The organism is Rossellomorea sp. NPDC071047, assembly GCF_050270195.1.
Classification (GTDB): Bacteria; Bacillota; Bacilli; order Bacillales; family Bacillaceae_B; genus Rossellomorea.
This window is the reverse complement of the sequence record NZ_JBNNJT010000005.1, coordinates 169,778-185,064: the sequence shown is the minus strand read 5'-3', so window position 1 is coordinate 185,064 and position 15,287 is coordinate 169,778. Positions and strand designations below refer to the sequence as shown.

Below are 15,287 nucleotides of genomic sequence, written 5' to 3'. Positions count from 1 at the left end.
TTTTTCTTATTCTTCATTTTTCTCTGCTTCATACTCCTCAAGCATCGTCAATCGTTCAAGCATCGTCGGATGACCGTAACGAAAAATCTTCACAAGTAAAGGCGGATTGACCTGAGATAATCCCACCTTCGATAACTTTTGGAAAGATGAGATGGCAGCTTCTTTATCGCCCGTCATTTCTATTGCATATCGATCAGCTCTCGTTTCCTGGTAGCGAGAGATCCAGTTACTAAGGGGACTGACAGTGAACAGGAGCATCGAGGTAATCATCAAGAACAGAGGTAATGAGCTCAGGTTCGAAACGCTCGATACTTTCATGTCATCCCTATGATTGGCGACAATGCCTCTCATCAGCTTAGCCGTCAAAAATAATCCAAAGAAGGATAGGATCAGGTAGATGGCAATGCCGATATAGATGTGCTTCTCCACATAGTGAGCCATTTCATGGGCCATCACAAACAGGATTTCCCTGTCCGTTAATTTTTCAAGTGTCGTATCCCAGAGAACGATTCGGGAATTGGATCCGACTCCGGTTACATAAGCATTTAGTGAATTCGTTTTCTCCGACATGTCGACTTCGAATACGTGGTCCGTTGGAATGTTTGCCTTGTCGGCAAGAGTCAGGATTTGTTCCTCTAACGCTTTATCCTTTAGTGGATAGAAGTCGTTATATAGCGGGTCGATCAAAACCGGCTGGACGAACATCATGAAAATCGTAAAGGGGACCGACAACGCCCAGGCCGCTAACCACCAGCGCTGCTTGAATCGTTTCATCAATCCATATAACACAGATACAATGATGAACATGAGGAAGTAATTCACCCAGAAATCCGTGATCTCATCCTTCATCCACATGGAGAACGTCTGGGTGGAAATATTGTAGTTCTTCGAAATGCTATACGAAATGTACTGCAGTGGAAATATTGCCAGGAACGAAGCAATCGATAACCAGAACAAATAAATGGCCGTTTGGAGGAAACCATTTTTCACCGTTCCCCTCGCCCACTTCTCAAACACACGCGAGACCCCGAGTATCAGAATCAGGAAATAAAACAACCATTCGTAAGGAGTGGATAAGAAAAACAGGAGATTCTTGATTTTTGAGAAATCCTCACTCAGCATGATTTCTTTACCATTCATAAAGGTGGCCGGATCAGCACTGCTTCCTTTGTACATGTCAGGCAAAGTAGAATCCGCCAAGAAGAATAAATACACATATAGAAATAAGCCTAATAGCAAATAAGCCAGTATCGAACGATGTGCCCATTTTTTAGCCAACATATTTCCTCCCTTCCCATCTTCATTACTATATGTAATACCCTGTCCAAAGATTTAGAACCTAAACACATTACGGCAGAAATCGCGACATCTCCCTCCAACAAAAAAAGCCACGACCCGAATCGCGGCTTACATCAAGAATACCGAATACAAAGACAAAACAGAAATCGCCCCGATCACCACAAGGATGACGTTTGCACCCAGAAAGGCAATGAGAAATGCAGCTGCCGTCCCTACTGCTCCAAACATAAGATTTCCTTCTTGAATCAACAAAATGCTTGGGAAAATTAATGCGCCCAATACGGCGAAGGGAACATTCTTTAATACACCTTGAAGGAAAGGGGGCAATTCTTTCCCTTTGAATACGAGGAAAGGAAGCATTCTGGGAATATATGTGACAACCGCCATACCGATGATCATCAAAACAATCGCGCTATTCATTCGACGTTCCCCCCTTCATCATGACCACTAATTCCACAATCACGGCTGAAACGAGGGTAGCAAGTACAATCGACCATCCGTTTGAAAGGTTCGTCGTGAAAAGCAGGGTGCTATTCAATGCACCGGCCACTACAGCTAAAAACGTGACCTTCACACTTTTTTTCATGGAAGGAACGAGGAGTCCCACAAACATGGCATATAGAGCGATCGTCATGCTCGCTTGTAGAAATTCGGGAAGGATTTCCCCGATGAAGTATCCTACACCAGAGTTCACGACCCAGCTCCCGTATGAAATGAGCATCACCCCGACGGCAAAACCCGTTCTTACCTTGCCATCTTTGACACTGATGACCGTGAAGGTTTCATCCGTAATCCCAAACGCATAAAAGAGCTTTTTAAACAAACGGTCTTCCTCGAGCTTTTCACTTAAAGAAGCCGACATTAGGAAGTGACGGATGTTTACGATGAAAGTTGTAAGAATGATCTCAATGATACCTGTACCAACCGCAATCAGACTCAGCGATATGTATTGAGCGGCCCCTGCAAACACGAGCATGCTCATCAGTACCGTTTCCGTGACCGTGAGGCCCGTTGTCCGTGCCAACAACCCAAAGGTTAACGCAACAGGCATGTATCCGATGGCAATGCTGAGCCCTCCCTGCAGGCCCAGACGAAAATCACTGACTTTTTTCGTGGAAAGCAGTGCCTCCATCCCCTCACATCCTTTATAATAGAAGTAATTTACTATTTTAATTTTTCGTTAATTTATTATATTATACATATAGACGTTATAGTATACAAGAGGAGTTTTTAACATGGAAAATTTCCCGATTCAAATTGGTGATAATATACGAAAGATCCGCAGGGAGCGCGGCTTCAGTCTTGAGCAGATGGCTGAGCGCACCGGTGTAAGCAAGGCGATGATCGGTCAGATTGAGCGTGGTGATTCGAATCCGACGGTCGCGATTCTATGGAAGATCGCCAATGGCTTGAAGGTATCCTTCTCTTCACTGATTGAAAAGCCAAGCAATCAAATATCCATCATTCATTATCAAGACGTTCAGCCTGTTCTTGAAGATAACGGAAATTACATCGTTTATCCGATCTTCCCTTTTGATCCCCTGAAAAAATGGGAAAGCTATCGGGTTGAAATGAAACCGGGCTGCTCGTATCGGAATGAAGGACATACGAAGGGTGTGGAGGAATACATCACGGTGCTGTCAGGGAAGATTTCTCTTAAGATTAGCGAAGAAACCTATCTGCTGACAGAAGGAAGTTCGATTCGTTTTGCCGCTGACTCCGGGCATGAATATGTAAATGATTCAGGAGAAACAACTGTATGCCAGATGGTTATTTATTACGGCGGTGAATAATCCAAAAAAAAAATCCTGCATGTGTAACTACATGCAGGATTTTTCAAACTATCCAGTTAGCAAAATGTATCCTTTGGTTTCGGCACCGACAATCCGAACAGCGGACGAAGATATAGTGCCAGGAACGTACCGCCCAGGGCAAGAATCCCCCAAATATAACCGTGAAGACTGAAGGAAGCAATCCCTCCGAAATATGCACCAATGTTACATCCGAATGCCAAACGGGCACCATATCCCATCAGCAGTCCACCAATGACGGACGCCATGGCATTTTTCCCAGTGATATTATTAAAACGGAACAGGCCACCTGCAGCAGATGCAAGAAATGCTCCAAGAATGACACCGAAGTTTAATACCGTTGTGGAATCAGCAAAGATCGATGCTTGAAGTGCTTCTGCATTGGCTCCTGTCCAGTAGCCCCAGCTTGCCACGTCGACTCCGAACATTCCGGCAACCTTTGATCCCCATAGAGCAAAGGCAGAAGTGATTCCCCAAGGATTCCCCCGTGTCATGAGAGTGAGGGCATTTAGCACAGCCAATACAATCGCTGCTGCCATAAGGGGCCAAGATCCACGTAAAATCCGTTTCCATCCTTTTCCCGTTGGAAGTGTTGCCATGCGGGGCGGGTTTTTCTTCTTCTCCACTCGCAGTGTAATCCATGCAATGAGGCTAAAGAATAAAATTGAAACGACCCACGCCCCGAAATAACCTAATCCGGTAGAAGTTGCTAATGAAATAGGTTTAAAGGACGGCATTTCCTCTGTCCAAAATGGAAGATGATAGGCTCCTACTGTGGCACCCACAATAAAGAATAGCAATGTGATAAACATAACGGAGCGGCCGCCGCCGATTGCGTATAGGGTACCTGAAGCACAACCTCCTCCAAGCTGCATGCCAATCCCGAACAGGAAAGCACCAACGAGAAGGCTGACACCAACGGGTGATACATAACCTGCCGCTTCACCCCCAAAGAATGTGTACCCTGTCGCAAGGATCGGAGCAAATAAAGTTACGGCAACGGCAAGCATCACCATATGTGCACGCAGTGCCTGCCCGTTGCCAACAGACATCACTCTGCGGAAAGCAGAAGTGAATCCGAATCGTGCATGAAATAATGTATATCCTAACAGCAGCCCCAGCACCAATAACACGGTTTGGGCAATGTCTTGTGTAAAGAGTAAATATAGTCCAAGAATCGCTGTAACGATTAAACCGCCAACCACTAAAGATGTCTGTGGCGGGTTTAATTCGGTACTCGCTTTCTCTGGGCCCTTTTGTTCATTAATCGGTTGAACATAGCCAGCCATGAATAATCCTCCTTAATCTGATTGAATTGGTTGGAATTTATTTTACAATAGTAATAGATTCGAAGGCTGTTGTCAAAAAGAGAGACTTCCACTTCCTTTCCTCTATTTAAAAAAGCTACTTGAGAAATCTCAAGCAGCTTCGCTTCTATAAGGATACAAGTGCTAACATGATCGGAATCGTTACAATGCTCATAAGTGTAGTGACAAGGGTACTTGTCGACACTAAATCAGGTTCTGTGTTGAACTGCAATGAAAACATCGTAGTATTCGCCGCAGTCGGCATGCTTGCCAAAATAATGAGAATCGACCCCAACATGGTAGAAATAGGAAGGAAAGAAACGACGACCAGAGCTATGATGGGTGAAGCTACCATTCTCAAGATCACAATAAAGGAAAGGGCGCCTCTTTCCACTTTCTTCCCTCCCAATGTCGCTAATTGCATCCCTAACACCACCATGATCGTAGGAATCGTTGCCTGGGAAATCAAATCAATGGTCTGACTCATAAATACCGGCACATCAAGATGAAACAATTGAAAGCCCAATCCAAGAAAAGCACCATGCAGAATCGGCATCTTGACGATCTTCATCCAGATTTCCCTCGTTTCCCTCTTTTTATCACTGCCACTGACAGCATAATAGAGGCCGATTGTATTCATGAGAAATGACTGTATCACCATCATAATGACCGCATAGCGAAAACCGAGCTCACCGAAAGCGAATAGGATGATCGGTACCCCATAGTTGCCGCTGTTCATGAATACCCCGGATAATATCATGGCCGACACTTTCGGTTTTGAATAGTTTCTAAACTTAGCCACTATTTTAATAGATACGATCAAAATCACACAAAGCGCGATACAAAAGAGAAAAATATAAAGATAATCCATATTCAGTTCATTCTCGTAAAAGGTCTTGAAGGCAAGAAACGGATACATTAAATAAATGGCCATCTTCGAAATCGAATTGATCTCGAAACCAAGTTTCTTTTGGCCGATATATCCAACGGCAAAGACCAGTAATGCAGGCAGTACAATCAATATTACATCCATTTACGTCACCACAATCTATTAAAATGAAAGATAGGCTTGACTACAAGAGTCAAGCCTAAGTGTACCATATTTACAACAGCGGGATAATTAATCCGGCCAACAGCAGGATCAATGCGCCGCCTAATCGGGAAGAGATTTGAGCAAAAGGCATAAGCTCCATTCGTTTCGATGCTGACAATACGGCAACATCTCCTGTTCCCCCCATATTCGCCATGCATAGTCCCGCCGTGATTGCAGCTTCAATCGGGTAAAAGCCAACGACTTTCCCAAGGATCGCCGCTCCGATGATCGCCCCTAAAACCACTCCGAATACGGTCAAGATATATTGAAGCGTCAACGCAGCAAGAACGGTATCTAAGTCTGTGTACGCGACACCGATCCCGAATAATAAAGCGAACGTCCAATTGCTCGCTACAAATTGATACCACTGACTGGCTCCCTCTACGACGTTTTGAGGGATCATGTTTGAAATCTTCGCTGCAGCCACAAGAATGATCATGATGGCGTATGGATGAAGGGGAAGAACGGATCCCAACAATGTTCCAACCGTGAAGAATGTCAGGGCAGCGAGTAAGCCTACCCCCATCTTTTCTATGTTATACTTCTGCTTTGTTTTTTCGTAGGTAAAACCTTTCATAAGCTGACCGTTCCCACTAAGGGAAGGTACTTTTTTTCCGATAATATCGAGAATCGATGCTAAAATGATGGCAAATACATTCCCTAATGCCAGTGCAGGCACGAGCATTGAAATGTAATAGCTCGGATCATTCCCCATCATCTCAGAATAGATTTGGCTCATGGGAACGGCTCCCGCTCCCATTCCACCACCCATGATCGGCATCGTAATGACGAGGATGGCTTCTTGAAGGGTAAATCCGACAAGAGATCCAAAGATTCCCGCTACTATCACGGCTCCGGCTACAGCCCCGAAGATCGGTAGGAAATAGCGAAGTCCCACTTTAACCAATACCTTTGAATTCATTCCTAAGATACTTCCCGTGATTAATGCTGCAATATAGAAATTCAAAAATCCGCCTGATTTCATGAAATCGGTCATGGACGTGACAGTGGCTTCCGGAAGTAAACCTGCATAAACCATAAAAGCTGATCCAAAGATCGCAATGATGGCACCTCCGCCGAGGAACGTCTTCACGATTGGCGTACGATCTCCTATCCATCCAAATAATTCCCCGAGGATCATCATGACGAGAAGGCTTCCGATCATGCCCCCTGGAAGGTTCCCCGTATACAAGCTTGCAAGCGTGATGCCCGTAAAGACCAGGAACCAAAGGATCGGCATATTGAAAATCTGAAGCGACCGATCGTTCGTAAGCGTCACATTCTCTTTTGTTTTCTCATTTTTGTATGGAAGTGTTGATGCTGCTTGTCCCATCTTGTTCATCCCCTTTGTTGTATTAATTTTTACGAAACTGAATTGTTTGCTTTGCTTTTCTTACATGCAATCTTCCGCACGGACTCCCCGACTATTTCTGCCACACGGGAATCAAGCGCCTTCGGAATAATATATTGAGGATTCAATTCAGAAGAGCTGATCACATCGGCGATGGCATAGGAAGCAGCGACTTTCATTTCCATTGTGATATCCTTTGCTTTCGCATCCAGTGCTCCCCTGAATATCCCGGGGAAAGCGAGAAGATTATTGACCTGGTTCGGATAATCCGATCTCCCCGTCCCTACTACCGCTGCGCCTGCTTCCAATGCTTCCTCCGGATAAATTTCAGGAATGGGATTAGCCATGGCAAACACAATCGGCTGCTCATTCATCGTTTTAATATACTCTTTCTTGAGGGCTCCAGGTCCCGATACACCGATAAATACATCGGCCCCTATTATCGCATCGGATAATTCACCCCGTACCCCTAACAGGTTCGTGCGTGAGGAAATATCCTCTTGGGTAGTATTCATCCATTTCTCCCCCCTGCACAGGACACCTTCTAAGCTTACGAGAGTAATATCTTCATAACCTGCGAATAAAAGGAGTTCCGCAATCGCGATTCCAGCTGCCCCCGCCCCATTGATGACAATTTTCACTTTCTTATATGATTTGTTTACGACCTTCAGAGCATTGACTAATGCGCCTAGAACGACAATGGCTGTACCATGCTGGTCATCATGGAAAACCGGAATATCCAACTCTTTCTTTAACCGTTTCTCAATTTCAAAGCAGCGCGGCGCTGAAATGTCCTCCAGATTGATCCCTCCAAAAGAAGGGGACAACGCTTTAATAATCATGACGATTTCATCTACATCCTTCGTATCCAAACTAAGGGGGAAGGCATCTATACCGGCGAACTTCTTAAACAACATGCTTTTCCCTTCCATGACCGGGATCGCGGCTTTTGGACCGATATCACCAAGACCCAATACTGCTGTACCGTCTGTGACGATGGCCACCATGTTTCCTTTCGATGTCAGCGTATTGGCCTGCATGGGATCCTCGGCTATCGTCTTACATACATCGGCGACACCCGGAGTATAGACAAGACTAAGATCTTCTTCAGATGAAATATCAATCTTACTCACCACTTCAATTTTCCCTGCATGAGATTCATGTATGGATAATGCTTCTTCCTTTAAATTCTTTCGAGTCATCCAATCGCTCCTAACGTAATCGCTTACATTGTATACCCATCATATGAAAACGCTTTATCTTTTCATAGATTATGAAACTATTGTTTGACTTTTGAAATTAAAAAAAGCAGCCGGATGGGCTGCTTACAAATAGCTTTGAATTCGTGAGCTATTCAGTTTGTTCCATGAATATTGATACACAGGTCTTCCGATACCATAGATAAGGGTTTCATCCAACACGCCGATACTTTTTAGAAACCTGAGGTACTTTCTGATCGACACCCGTGAAATGGATGTCACGTCTGCGATATCATCTGTTGAAAACGACTCTCCTTCGAAACTCACAATCTCGTCGTAGATAGACGATAATGTACTGCTCGTCAATCCTTTAGGGAGGGGTTCCTTCTCCCTGGCTTGTCCATCCCTAAGTAGAAGTAAATCCAGTTCACTCTGATCGATGGTAGATTGCTTTTGAAGCATACGATTACTCTCCCGATAAGTCGTCAATGCTTTTTTAAACCGTTCAAATTCAAATGGCTTGATCAAGTAGTCCACTACCCCCATCCGAAGGGCGCTCTGGATATTATCGACTTCTGATGCCGCTGTGATGAGGATGACATCTGTCTCCAGCTGGTCCTTGCGTATTTGCTCTAATAAGTCCATCCCCGTTCGTTTCCCGGGCATATAAACGTCCAATAAAATCAGATCAACCTTATATTCATTTACTTTCTTCATGGCATTTTCAATCGAATTCGAAATGCCTATCAAATGAAACCCATTGATTTCTTCCAGATACCTTTGATTAAACCGGGCCACCATCGGATCATCTTCCACGATCAATACATTAATCACCCTTCTTCCCCTCCTTATATGAAGCTTGAACAATCATCGTCGTTCCCGAGCCTACCTTTGATTCAACGTGAAGCGTCCCATTCAGTTTACCGAGACTATCTTTCACTAAGAAGAGACCGTATCCTCTTCCTTCCCCTTTAGAAGAGTATCCTTTGGTGAAGATCTCCTCTACCATTTCATCCGGCATTCCTTCTCCAGTATCCGTCACGATCATTTCAAATCGCTCGTCCTGATAGAATAGCTCCATGAGCACTTCCTTGTCTGCACTATTTGCCGTTGCTTCAACACTATTATCCAATAAGTTTCCGATCACGGTAATCAGTTCATGTGTAACAGAAGGATCTTTGGGTTCCGGGATAAAGTCGTGACATTCAATGGTCAATGCAACGTTCTTTTCCCTCGCATAGCTCAGTTTCCCCATGATAAAACCAGCCAAAGCAGGATCCTTCACTTTCGACGTCACCGTGCTCACTTCATCGACACGTAAGGAAACAAGCTCCTTCACGTAACGATTTAAATGATTGTAATCCTTCATCTTCACCAATCCCAGAATCACATGCATCTTATTCATAAATTCATGCGACTGGGCACGGAGCGCTTCCGCATACGATTTCACACCCGTTAACTGCTCTGCTAATTGATTCACTTCCGTTTTATCCCGGAAGGTAGAGATTGCTCCGACTACTTCATCATTGACGATTAACGGGACGCGGTTGACCAGGATAGATACCCCATTGATGGTTTGCTCCTCGTCAAGCTCAGGATTCCCCGTTGCGATGACTCTTTCCAACCTGGTGTGTGGCATGTATTCTTTGATGGGCATTCCGATCGGATCTGAGCTTAGTCCCGCTTCATTAAATATCTTGAGTGCAGATTTATTCACTAAAGAGATGGTTGTATCTTTATTGACAGCCACTACCCCTTCATGTACAGACTGGAGCATCGTATTCCGCTCTTCCAATATTTTCGCAATCGTAATCGGCTCCAACCCAAATAAAATTTTCTTTATGTATCTGGCTATAATAACCGCCCCAATGATTCCAACAATAATCCCGATCATAGATCCCACTAATATATTCCGGTGACTCATGCTCACTGCTTCCTCGACGCTACCCAGGGAAATCCCAACTGCGACAGCCCCTATCTGTTGATTTTCATCGTTAAATACAGGAGAAAACGCCCTGACGGATTTGCCCAAAGTCCCCTCTGAAATAGACAATGTTTCCTTCCCTTGGAGCACATCTTTCTCATCACCGCCGACAAAATGCTTGCCGATACGGTCAGGATCAGGGTGTGATTTACGTATCCCTTCCATATCCATGACCACTACAAACAGAACTTCTGCTGATTTCTGGATATCTTGAGTGTATTCTTGAATTTGATCTTCACTTTCCCCTTCTAAACCGCTCTTCACAATCGTAGAATGAGCGACCGTCCGGGAAACGATTTTCGCCTTTTCTTCAATATTAGACTCAATGTTGTCATTAATCGTCCTGGAAATAAGCAAGTCCGTAATGACAAGGGATACCAGGACAACGATGCACACGAAGAGAATGATGATGGTACTTAGTTTAAACTGTTTCTTTTTCACAGGAGTCACTCCAGTGTTTTTTAGTATGATTCTTTATTTTACATGATTTTTGGTGTTTAAAAAGGGCCATATGAAAAAGAGGCTCCTAGTTGGAACCTCTTGGTTGAAATATATTTGTTAAATCGTTTTTTCTAGTTGAGTAATACACTCTACTTACTGGTATTACCCTTCAATCACCATCTGAACTTTTTTTGAAATAAACAACAAATAACAAAAGAACTCCATTCGTTGCCAGTATACCAACTAAAACCTTGATGAGAATAGCGGTAGCAGGTGCATATAGATTGATTGTATTCCAAGGCGAACTGAACAGATAAATTAGCAGTGGAATCATAATAATTGATAACAGTATAGATAACAATCCAATGAATATCCATACCTTCGACTTAATTTTGGTTTTCTTTATCAGTCGATATATGTTCCAGGATGATAATAGCAGAAGAAAAAGGGTTACTATTAAAGTGCTCCATTGCATGTGGTGATTCAATTGCTGCACTTCCGGGGACTTTCCCTCTTCCACAATCATCTTGATTCCGTCCCTCATCCAAACGGTCGAAAGTACTTCAGAGAAGTTGTTTTTGTTTGTGAGTAGGATAAATCCATAGTCTTGTTGGGGGTTTATGAATAATTCAGCCCGTGAATCAGGTGTTTCTCCGCCGTGAAAAAAATAAGAATTATCAACCTCTGTAGAGATTCTCCAGCCCAGTCCATAATACAAATCTTCTTTTCTATGATAATGAGGTGAAGTATAAGTATCGAATGAATCCTTAGATAATATGGCCCCACCTTCCAACAAAAATTTAATAAACTTTGACATATCATCCGTTGTAGAGACCATGTAACCATATGGGGCCCCGCTATCATCAAAAAAACCTCTACTTTTCATAGGCTTTCCAAACCAAGATTGATGGCCGTGCTGATACCCCAATGCTTTAGCTGCTTCGAAATCCGATACGGTCCGACCCATCCCAATCTCACTGAATATCTCATCATCCATAAATTCGGAAAATGTTTGGTTTGTGACATTCTCTATGATTTTTCCCAACAGTAAATAATTCGCAGCGCTGTATTGATGCACTTCCCCTGGCTCATAATTCAAATCAACATTATTCAGCTTTTGAACCGCAACATTTATTGCATTTTCCCCTCGCAGATTACGATCTGCAATTTTTAACCCTTCATAAGAACTGATTCCACTTGAATGTGTCAACAGGTGCCTAACGGTGATGTTCTTATCATATCCATTTTTATTGTAATGAAAGGCAGGCAAATACCAGTCGATCTCCTGATCAAGTTCAACCTTCTTTTCATCCACTAGCCTCATGATTGCAAGGCTAGTTAAAGGCTTGCTGATAGAACCTATCGTAAACACCGTATCCTTCGTGACAGGAGTCCCTTTCCTTTGTTTCCCCCAACTTTGTTGAAACATGAGCTTTCCATCTTTAATAATCGCTAAAGAAGCTCCAGGAATCCCATACTCCTCCATCGATTCAGTCATAAACCTGTCTAAGAGTTCCACTTGATTATTACTCTCTGACCTTGCATGGAATTGAAAAGAAAAAATGATGTGGCAAAACAAGCATAATGCTACCAGTACTCTTCTCAAACCCTAACCCCCCCTTACAAACCCGTCTTCGGATCCCACATACTATTTACATAAAATTACCATTGAATAAATATTCTCTCTAACGGCTTAGGGACTATCTTAAGGTAAGACTTGGGGTGTAATCATTTATCTATGAACTTGTAACATAAAAAGACCAAATTTCTCTATGATATACTTGAGAAATTTGGTCTTTGGAATTTTGTAACTGCCATGGACTAGCCCACTTATTTCCCCTTAAACTCCGGCTTACGCTTCTGACTAAACGCCAACAATGCTTCCACACGATCTTCCGTAGGAATTGTAATCTCATATGCTTTTCTCTCAATCTGTAATCCGGTCTGAAGGTCTACGTTCATACCATTCTTCACTGCAAACTTAGCTTGCTGCAGGGCAATAGGACCATTAGACAGCATAGGCTCCACGAATGCATGGACTTCACCCAAGAAATTCTCTTTTTCTACTACTCTTGTAACGAGTCCGATATCCAACGCTTCTTCTGAAGTTAATCGCTTAGCCGTCAGAATAAGCTCCAGTGCTTTGGATTCTCCTACTAATCGTGGAAGGCGCTGAGTTCCACCTGCCCCCGGGATGATGGCAAGGCTTGTTTCGGTCAGTCCCATTGTGGTCTCTGCTACAGCGATTCTGAAATCGCATGCCAGTGCCAGCTCCATTCCTCCGCCGAATGCGTAGCCGTTCATGGCGGCGATGGTTGGTTGAGGGAGAGTGGCGACGGATTGGAAGACTTCACCGATTTTGTAGACGTTGCGGATGACTTGTTGTTCGGTCAGGGTTTTGCGTTCTTTGAGATCAGCTCCAACCGAAAAGGCTTTTTCTCCGCTTCCTGTGAAGATAACGACTCTGACGTCCGGGTTGATGCGGAGTGCTTCGACTACCTGCTGGAGTTCGTTCAGTGTATCGTAATTAAAGGCATTCATTGCCTCCGGTCGGTTGATGGTGACGGTGGCGACGTTGCCTTTTTGTTGTAGTAAGATCGATTCCATGTTTGTTCTCCCCTTTTTTATGTATTTCCTCCTTATGTATGATTCGACACAAACCGAGAAAACCCTTTCATTTTTTTATAAGGGCTGAACATATTCCGGTTGGGTGCATAGACTAAACGTGACATCTACCCATGAAGGAGCTGTGTTTATCTTGTATTATCCTTACAATCAAAACCCTTATATTCCACAACGCGCTTATGCGCATAAACATCCAAATGAAATTGCCTGGCTGCATCAATATTATCGTGATACAAAAAGCCTTCCCGATCAATGGGTTGAATATATTCAACCACTTGTAACCCGAGCCCTATCTGAAGTGGAAGAAGGCATCAACCTTACCCATCTCTTCCAGGAATTCATCTTGTCAGGTGTACTGGTTGGCCAGGGATTCACACCCGAGCAAGCAATCGAGCAGGTTGAAACATGGGAAAAAGGTGAATCAAAGCTATTGCAGGCAAGTAAAGCGATGAAGTAAACACAAAAAGATGCTCAGTGATCCACTGAACATCTTCTTTTTTTATGATTGAAGCACCTGTTCTTTCAGTGCTCTTCTTAAAATTTTCCCAGTTGTATTCTTCGGCAGCTCATCAATGAACTCGATCGATGCCGGCAGCTTGTACTTGGCAAGATGCTCTTTACAATACTCAAGTACGTCCTGTTCCGTTAAGGATGGTTCACTTTTGACAACATAGCTGCTGACGACTTCACCCAGTTCGGGATGTGGGACGCCGATGACCGCTGCTTCTACAATTCCAGGGTGATTGTATAGCACTTCCTCTACTTCACGCGGATAGACGTTGTATCCTCCCACAATAATCAGCTCTTTTTTACGATCGACAATATAAAAGTAGCCTTCTTCATCCATCCGGGCGAGATCCCCTGTGTATAACCAGCCATCGCGGATTGTTGCGGCTGTTTCTTCTTCCATTTTGTAATACCCCTTCATGACATTAGGACCTTTGACGATCAATTCGCCCACTTGTCCGATTGGTACTTCTTCTCCCAATTCATCGACGACTTTGTTCTCCAGATTCATGATCGATGTTCCGATTGAACCCGGCTTTCTTGGTCGATCCAGCGGGTTGAAGCATGTCACAGGCGAAGCTTCAGATAAACCGTAGCCTTCAGAAATCATGACGTTGAATTTCTTTTCAAAGTTTTTCAAGAGGGCCACCGGCAGGGAAGCGCCGCCTGAAATACAGAGACGGAGAGATGAGAGATCTTCTGGATTTCCTTCAGGATACTGGAACAGGAAGTTGTACATGGTTGGTACGCCTGCAAATACGGTTGGCTGATAGGCCTTCGACAGTTCAAAAATGGCTTTTGGACTGAAGCGCGGAACGATTAAAAGGGTCGCCCCTGTCATCAATGGCGCATTCAGGACCACCGTCAAACAGAAGACGTGAAACATCGGCAGAGCTGTAATGACGGTGTCGTCTTCATTCATCCGTAAATAGCTGCCGACATCGGTTGCATTGGAATAAATATTTTTGTGCGTCAGCATGGCACCTTTTGGTTTACCAGTCGTACCTGAAGTGTAAAGGATGATGGCTACCTCATTTTCATCCACTTCCTCCCCCTTGAAAGCAGGATCCCCTTTTCCAAGAACCCCTGTAAACGATTTCATTTTAGGGTATGCAAGCGATATTTTCTCTAAATCAATATCCTTCGCTCGTTCATCCCCTGATTCACAAAGGATGAAATGCTCCACATCAGATAAAAGATGCTGCATCTTTTCGATTAATGGTACAAGCAAATCAAGTGTGACTATTGTCTTCACGTCACCATTTTTCAGAATGTAGCCAATTTCATCCGGTGTGTAGATCGGATTGATCGGTATCACCTTCAACCCCATTCGTAGTGCCCCATATAATCCAATGACGAAATGTGGCGAATTCCCTAATACAAGCGCGATGTGATCCCCTTTTTTCAGACCCAATTGCTCTAAGCCGCTTGCAAATCTCGATACAGCTGCATTTAATTCCCCGTATGTACTGGAGGTATTTAAGAAATGATAAGCTGTTTTATCTGCTTTCTCTTGAGCGATTTGGTCTAACCGTGTTGCGATATTCAATTGTATCCCTCCCCTTTTCAGATAAACTGAATGAATGGTCATTCATCAAACTATTAAAAGTATTCAAAATATATTCTATATAAAGAATAGTATTAATACAAGTATCTTGTAGAAAAAAAAC

The 15,287-nt window shown here is 43.6% G+C and carries 14 protein-coding genes; 2 read left to right on the top strand and 12 right to left on the bottom strand.

Going from position 1 to position 15,287, the window contains the following annotated elements; translation table 11 throughout:
• Positions 1 to 6: 6 nt before the first annotated feature.
• The 3 genes from ACQKFO_RS17535 to ACQKFO_RS17525 form a co-directional block, all read right to left on the bottom strand.
• The gene (locus tag ACQKFO_RS17535; RefSeq protein ID WP_427600147.1) at positions 7 to 1,278 is read right to left on the bottom strand and encodes a M48 family metallopeptidase; all 1,272 of its coding nucleotides are present in this window, start codon (positions 1,276 to 1,278) and stop codon (positions 7 to 9) included.
• A 129-nt stretch (positions 1,279 to 1,407) separates the two neighbouring features.
• Entirely contained in the window at positions 1,408 to 1,719 is a 312-nt protein-coding gene (locus tag ACQKFO_RS17530; protein ID WP_148968395.1) for an AzlD domain-containing protein, read from the bottom strand.
• Complete coding sequence (locus ACQKFO_RS17525; RefSeq protein ID WP_427600146.1) at positions 1,712 to 2,431, bottom strand: AzlC family ABC transporter permease; 720 nt, start codon at positions 2,429 to 2,431, stop codon at positions 1,712 to 1,714. Before ACQKFO_RS17525 ends, ACQKFO_RS17530 begins: the two co-directional genes overlap by 8 nt.
• Before the next feature lie 103 nt (positions 2,432 to 2,534).
• On the opposite strand from ACQKFO_RS17525, the gene ACQKFO_RS17520 reads away from it, so the two are divergent.
• Positions 2,535 to 3,092 (top strand): helix-turn-helix domain-containing protein, encoded by a 558-nt coding sequence (locus ACQKFO_RS17520; protein ID WP_427600145.1) that lies wholly within the window; start codon positions 2,535 to 2,537, stop codon positions 3,090 to 3,092.
• A gap of 56 nt (positions 3,093 to 3,148) precedes the next feature.
• Here ACQKFO_RS17520 and ACQKFO_RS17515 read toward each other — a convergent pair whose 3' ends face one another.
• The 8 genes from ACQKFO_RS17515 to ACQKFO_RS17480 form a co-directional block, all read right to left on the bottom strand.
• A complete protein-coding gene (locus ACQKFO_RS17515) occupies positions 3,149 to 4,399 on the bottom strand; it encodes a YeeE/YedE family protein (RefSeq protein ID WP_427600144.1) in 1,251 nt (416 codons plus the stop codon).
• A 145-nt stretch (positions 4,400 to 4,544) separates the two neighbouring features.
• Positions 4,545 to 5,450 carry an AEC family transporter gene (locus tag ACQKFO_RS17510; RefSeq protein ID WP_427600143.1) on the bottom strand — a complete coding sequence of 302 codons (906 nt, stop codon included), beginning with the start codon at positions 5,448 to 5,450 and terminating at the stop codon, positions 4,545 to 4,547.
• Positions 5,451 to 5,520: 70 nt separating this feature from the next.
• A complete protein-coding gene (locus tag ACQKFO_RS17505) occupies positions 5,521 to 6,843 on the bottom strand; it encodes a 2-hydroxycarboxylate transporter family protein (RefSeq protein WP_427600142.1) in 1,323 nt (440 codons plus the stop codon).
• 29 nt (positions 6,844 to 6,872) lie between these two features.
• A complete protein-coding gene (locus tag ACQKFO_RS17500) occupies positions 6,873 to 8,063 on the bottom strand; it encodes an NAD(P)-dependent malic enzyme (protein ID WP_427600141.1) in 1,191 nt (396 codons plus the stop codon).
• 123 nt (positions 8,064 to 8,186) lie between these two features.
• A complete protein-coding gene (locus tag ACQKFO_RS17495) occupies positions 8,187 to 8,894 on the bottom strand; it encodes a response regulator (protein WP_427600140.1) in 708 nt (235 codons plus the stop codon).
• Complete coding sequence (gene dcuS, locus ACQKFO_RS17490; RefSeq protein ID WP_427600139.1) at positions 8,887 to 10,485, bottom strand: DcuS/MalK family sensor histidine kinase; 1,599 nt, start codon at positions 10,483 to 10,485, stop codon at positions 8,887 to 8,889. The genes ACQKFO_RS17495 and dcuS overlap by 8 nt, the downstream gene beginning before the upstream one ends.
• Positions 10,486 to 10,654: 169 nt before the next feature.
• A complete protein-coding gene (locus ACQKFO_RS17485) occupies positions 10,655 to 12,091 on the bottom strand; it encodes a serine hydrolase domain-containing protein (RefSeq protein ID WP_427600138.1) in 1,437 nt (478 codons plus the stop codon).
• Between the two features lie 224 nt (positions 12,092 to 12,315).
• Entirely contained in the window at positions 12,316 to 13,092 is a 777-nt protein-coding gene (locus tag ACQKFO_RS17480) for an enoyl-CoA hydratase-related protein (protein WP_427600137.1), read from the bottom strand.
• A 151-nt stretch (positions 13,093 to 13,243) separates the two neighbouring features.
• Between ACQKFO_RS17480 and ACQKFO_RS17475 the strand changes: the two genes are divergently transcribed.
• Positions 13,244 to 13,567 carry a hypothetical protein gene (locus ACQKFO_RS17475; protein WP_427600136.1) on the top strand — a complete coding sequence of 108 codons (324 nt, stop codon included), beginning with the start codon at positions 13,244 to 13,246 and terminating at the stop codon, positions 13,565 to 13,567.
• A gap of 42 nt (positions 13,568 to 13,609) precedes the next feature.
• On the opposite strand, the gene ACQKFO_RS17470 is transcribed toward ACQKFO_RS17475, so the two are convergent.
• Positions 13,610 to 15,166 carry a fatty acid--CoA ligase family protein gene (locus tag ACQKFO_RS17470; RefSeq protein WP_427600135.1) on the bottom strand — a complete coding sequence of 519 codons (1,557 nt, stop codon included), beginning with the start codon at positions 15,164 to 15,166 and terminating at the stop codon, positions 13,610 to 13,612.
• Positions 15,167 to 15,287: the final 121 nt, after the last annotated feature.

Excerpts from the sequence above, each read along its gene's own strand:
- ACQKFO_RS17530 (WP_148968395.1), bottom strand. The coding sequence starts at position 1,719 with ATGAATAGCGCGATTGTTTTGATGATCATCGGTATGGCGGTTGTCACA.
- ACQKFO_RS17525 (WP_427600146.1), bottom strand. The coding sequence starts at position 2,431 with ATGGAGGCACTGCTTTCCACGAAAAAAGTCAGTGATTTTCGTCTGGGC.
- ACQKFO_RS17520 (WP_427600145.1), top strand. The coding sequence starts at position 2,535 with ATGGAAAATTTCCCGATTCAAATTGGTGATAATATACGAAAGATCCGC.
- ACQKFO_RS17515 (WP_427600144.1), bottom strand. The coding sequence starts at position 4,399 with ATGGCTGGCTATGTTCAACCGATTAATGAACAAAAGGGCCCAGAGAAA.
- ACQKFO_RS17510 (WP_427600143.1), bottom strand. The coding sequence starts at position 5,450 with ATGGATGTAATATTGATTGTACTGCCTGCATTACTGGTCTTTGCCGTT.
- ACQKFO_RS17505 (WP_427600142.1), bottom strand. The coding sequence starts at position 6,843 with ATGGGACAAGCAGCATCAACACTTCCATACAAAAATGAGAAAACAAAA.
- ACQKFO_RS17500 (WP_427600141.1), bottom strand. The coding sequence starts at position 8,063 with ATGACTCGAAAGAATTTAAAGGAAGAAGCATTATCCATACATGAATCT.
- ACQKFO_RS17480 (WP_427600137.1), bottom strand. The coding sequence starts at position 13,092 with ATGGAATCGATCTTACTACAACAAAAAGGCAACGTCGCCACCGTCACC.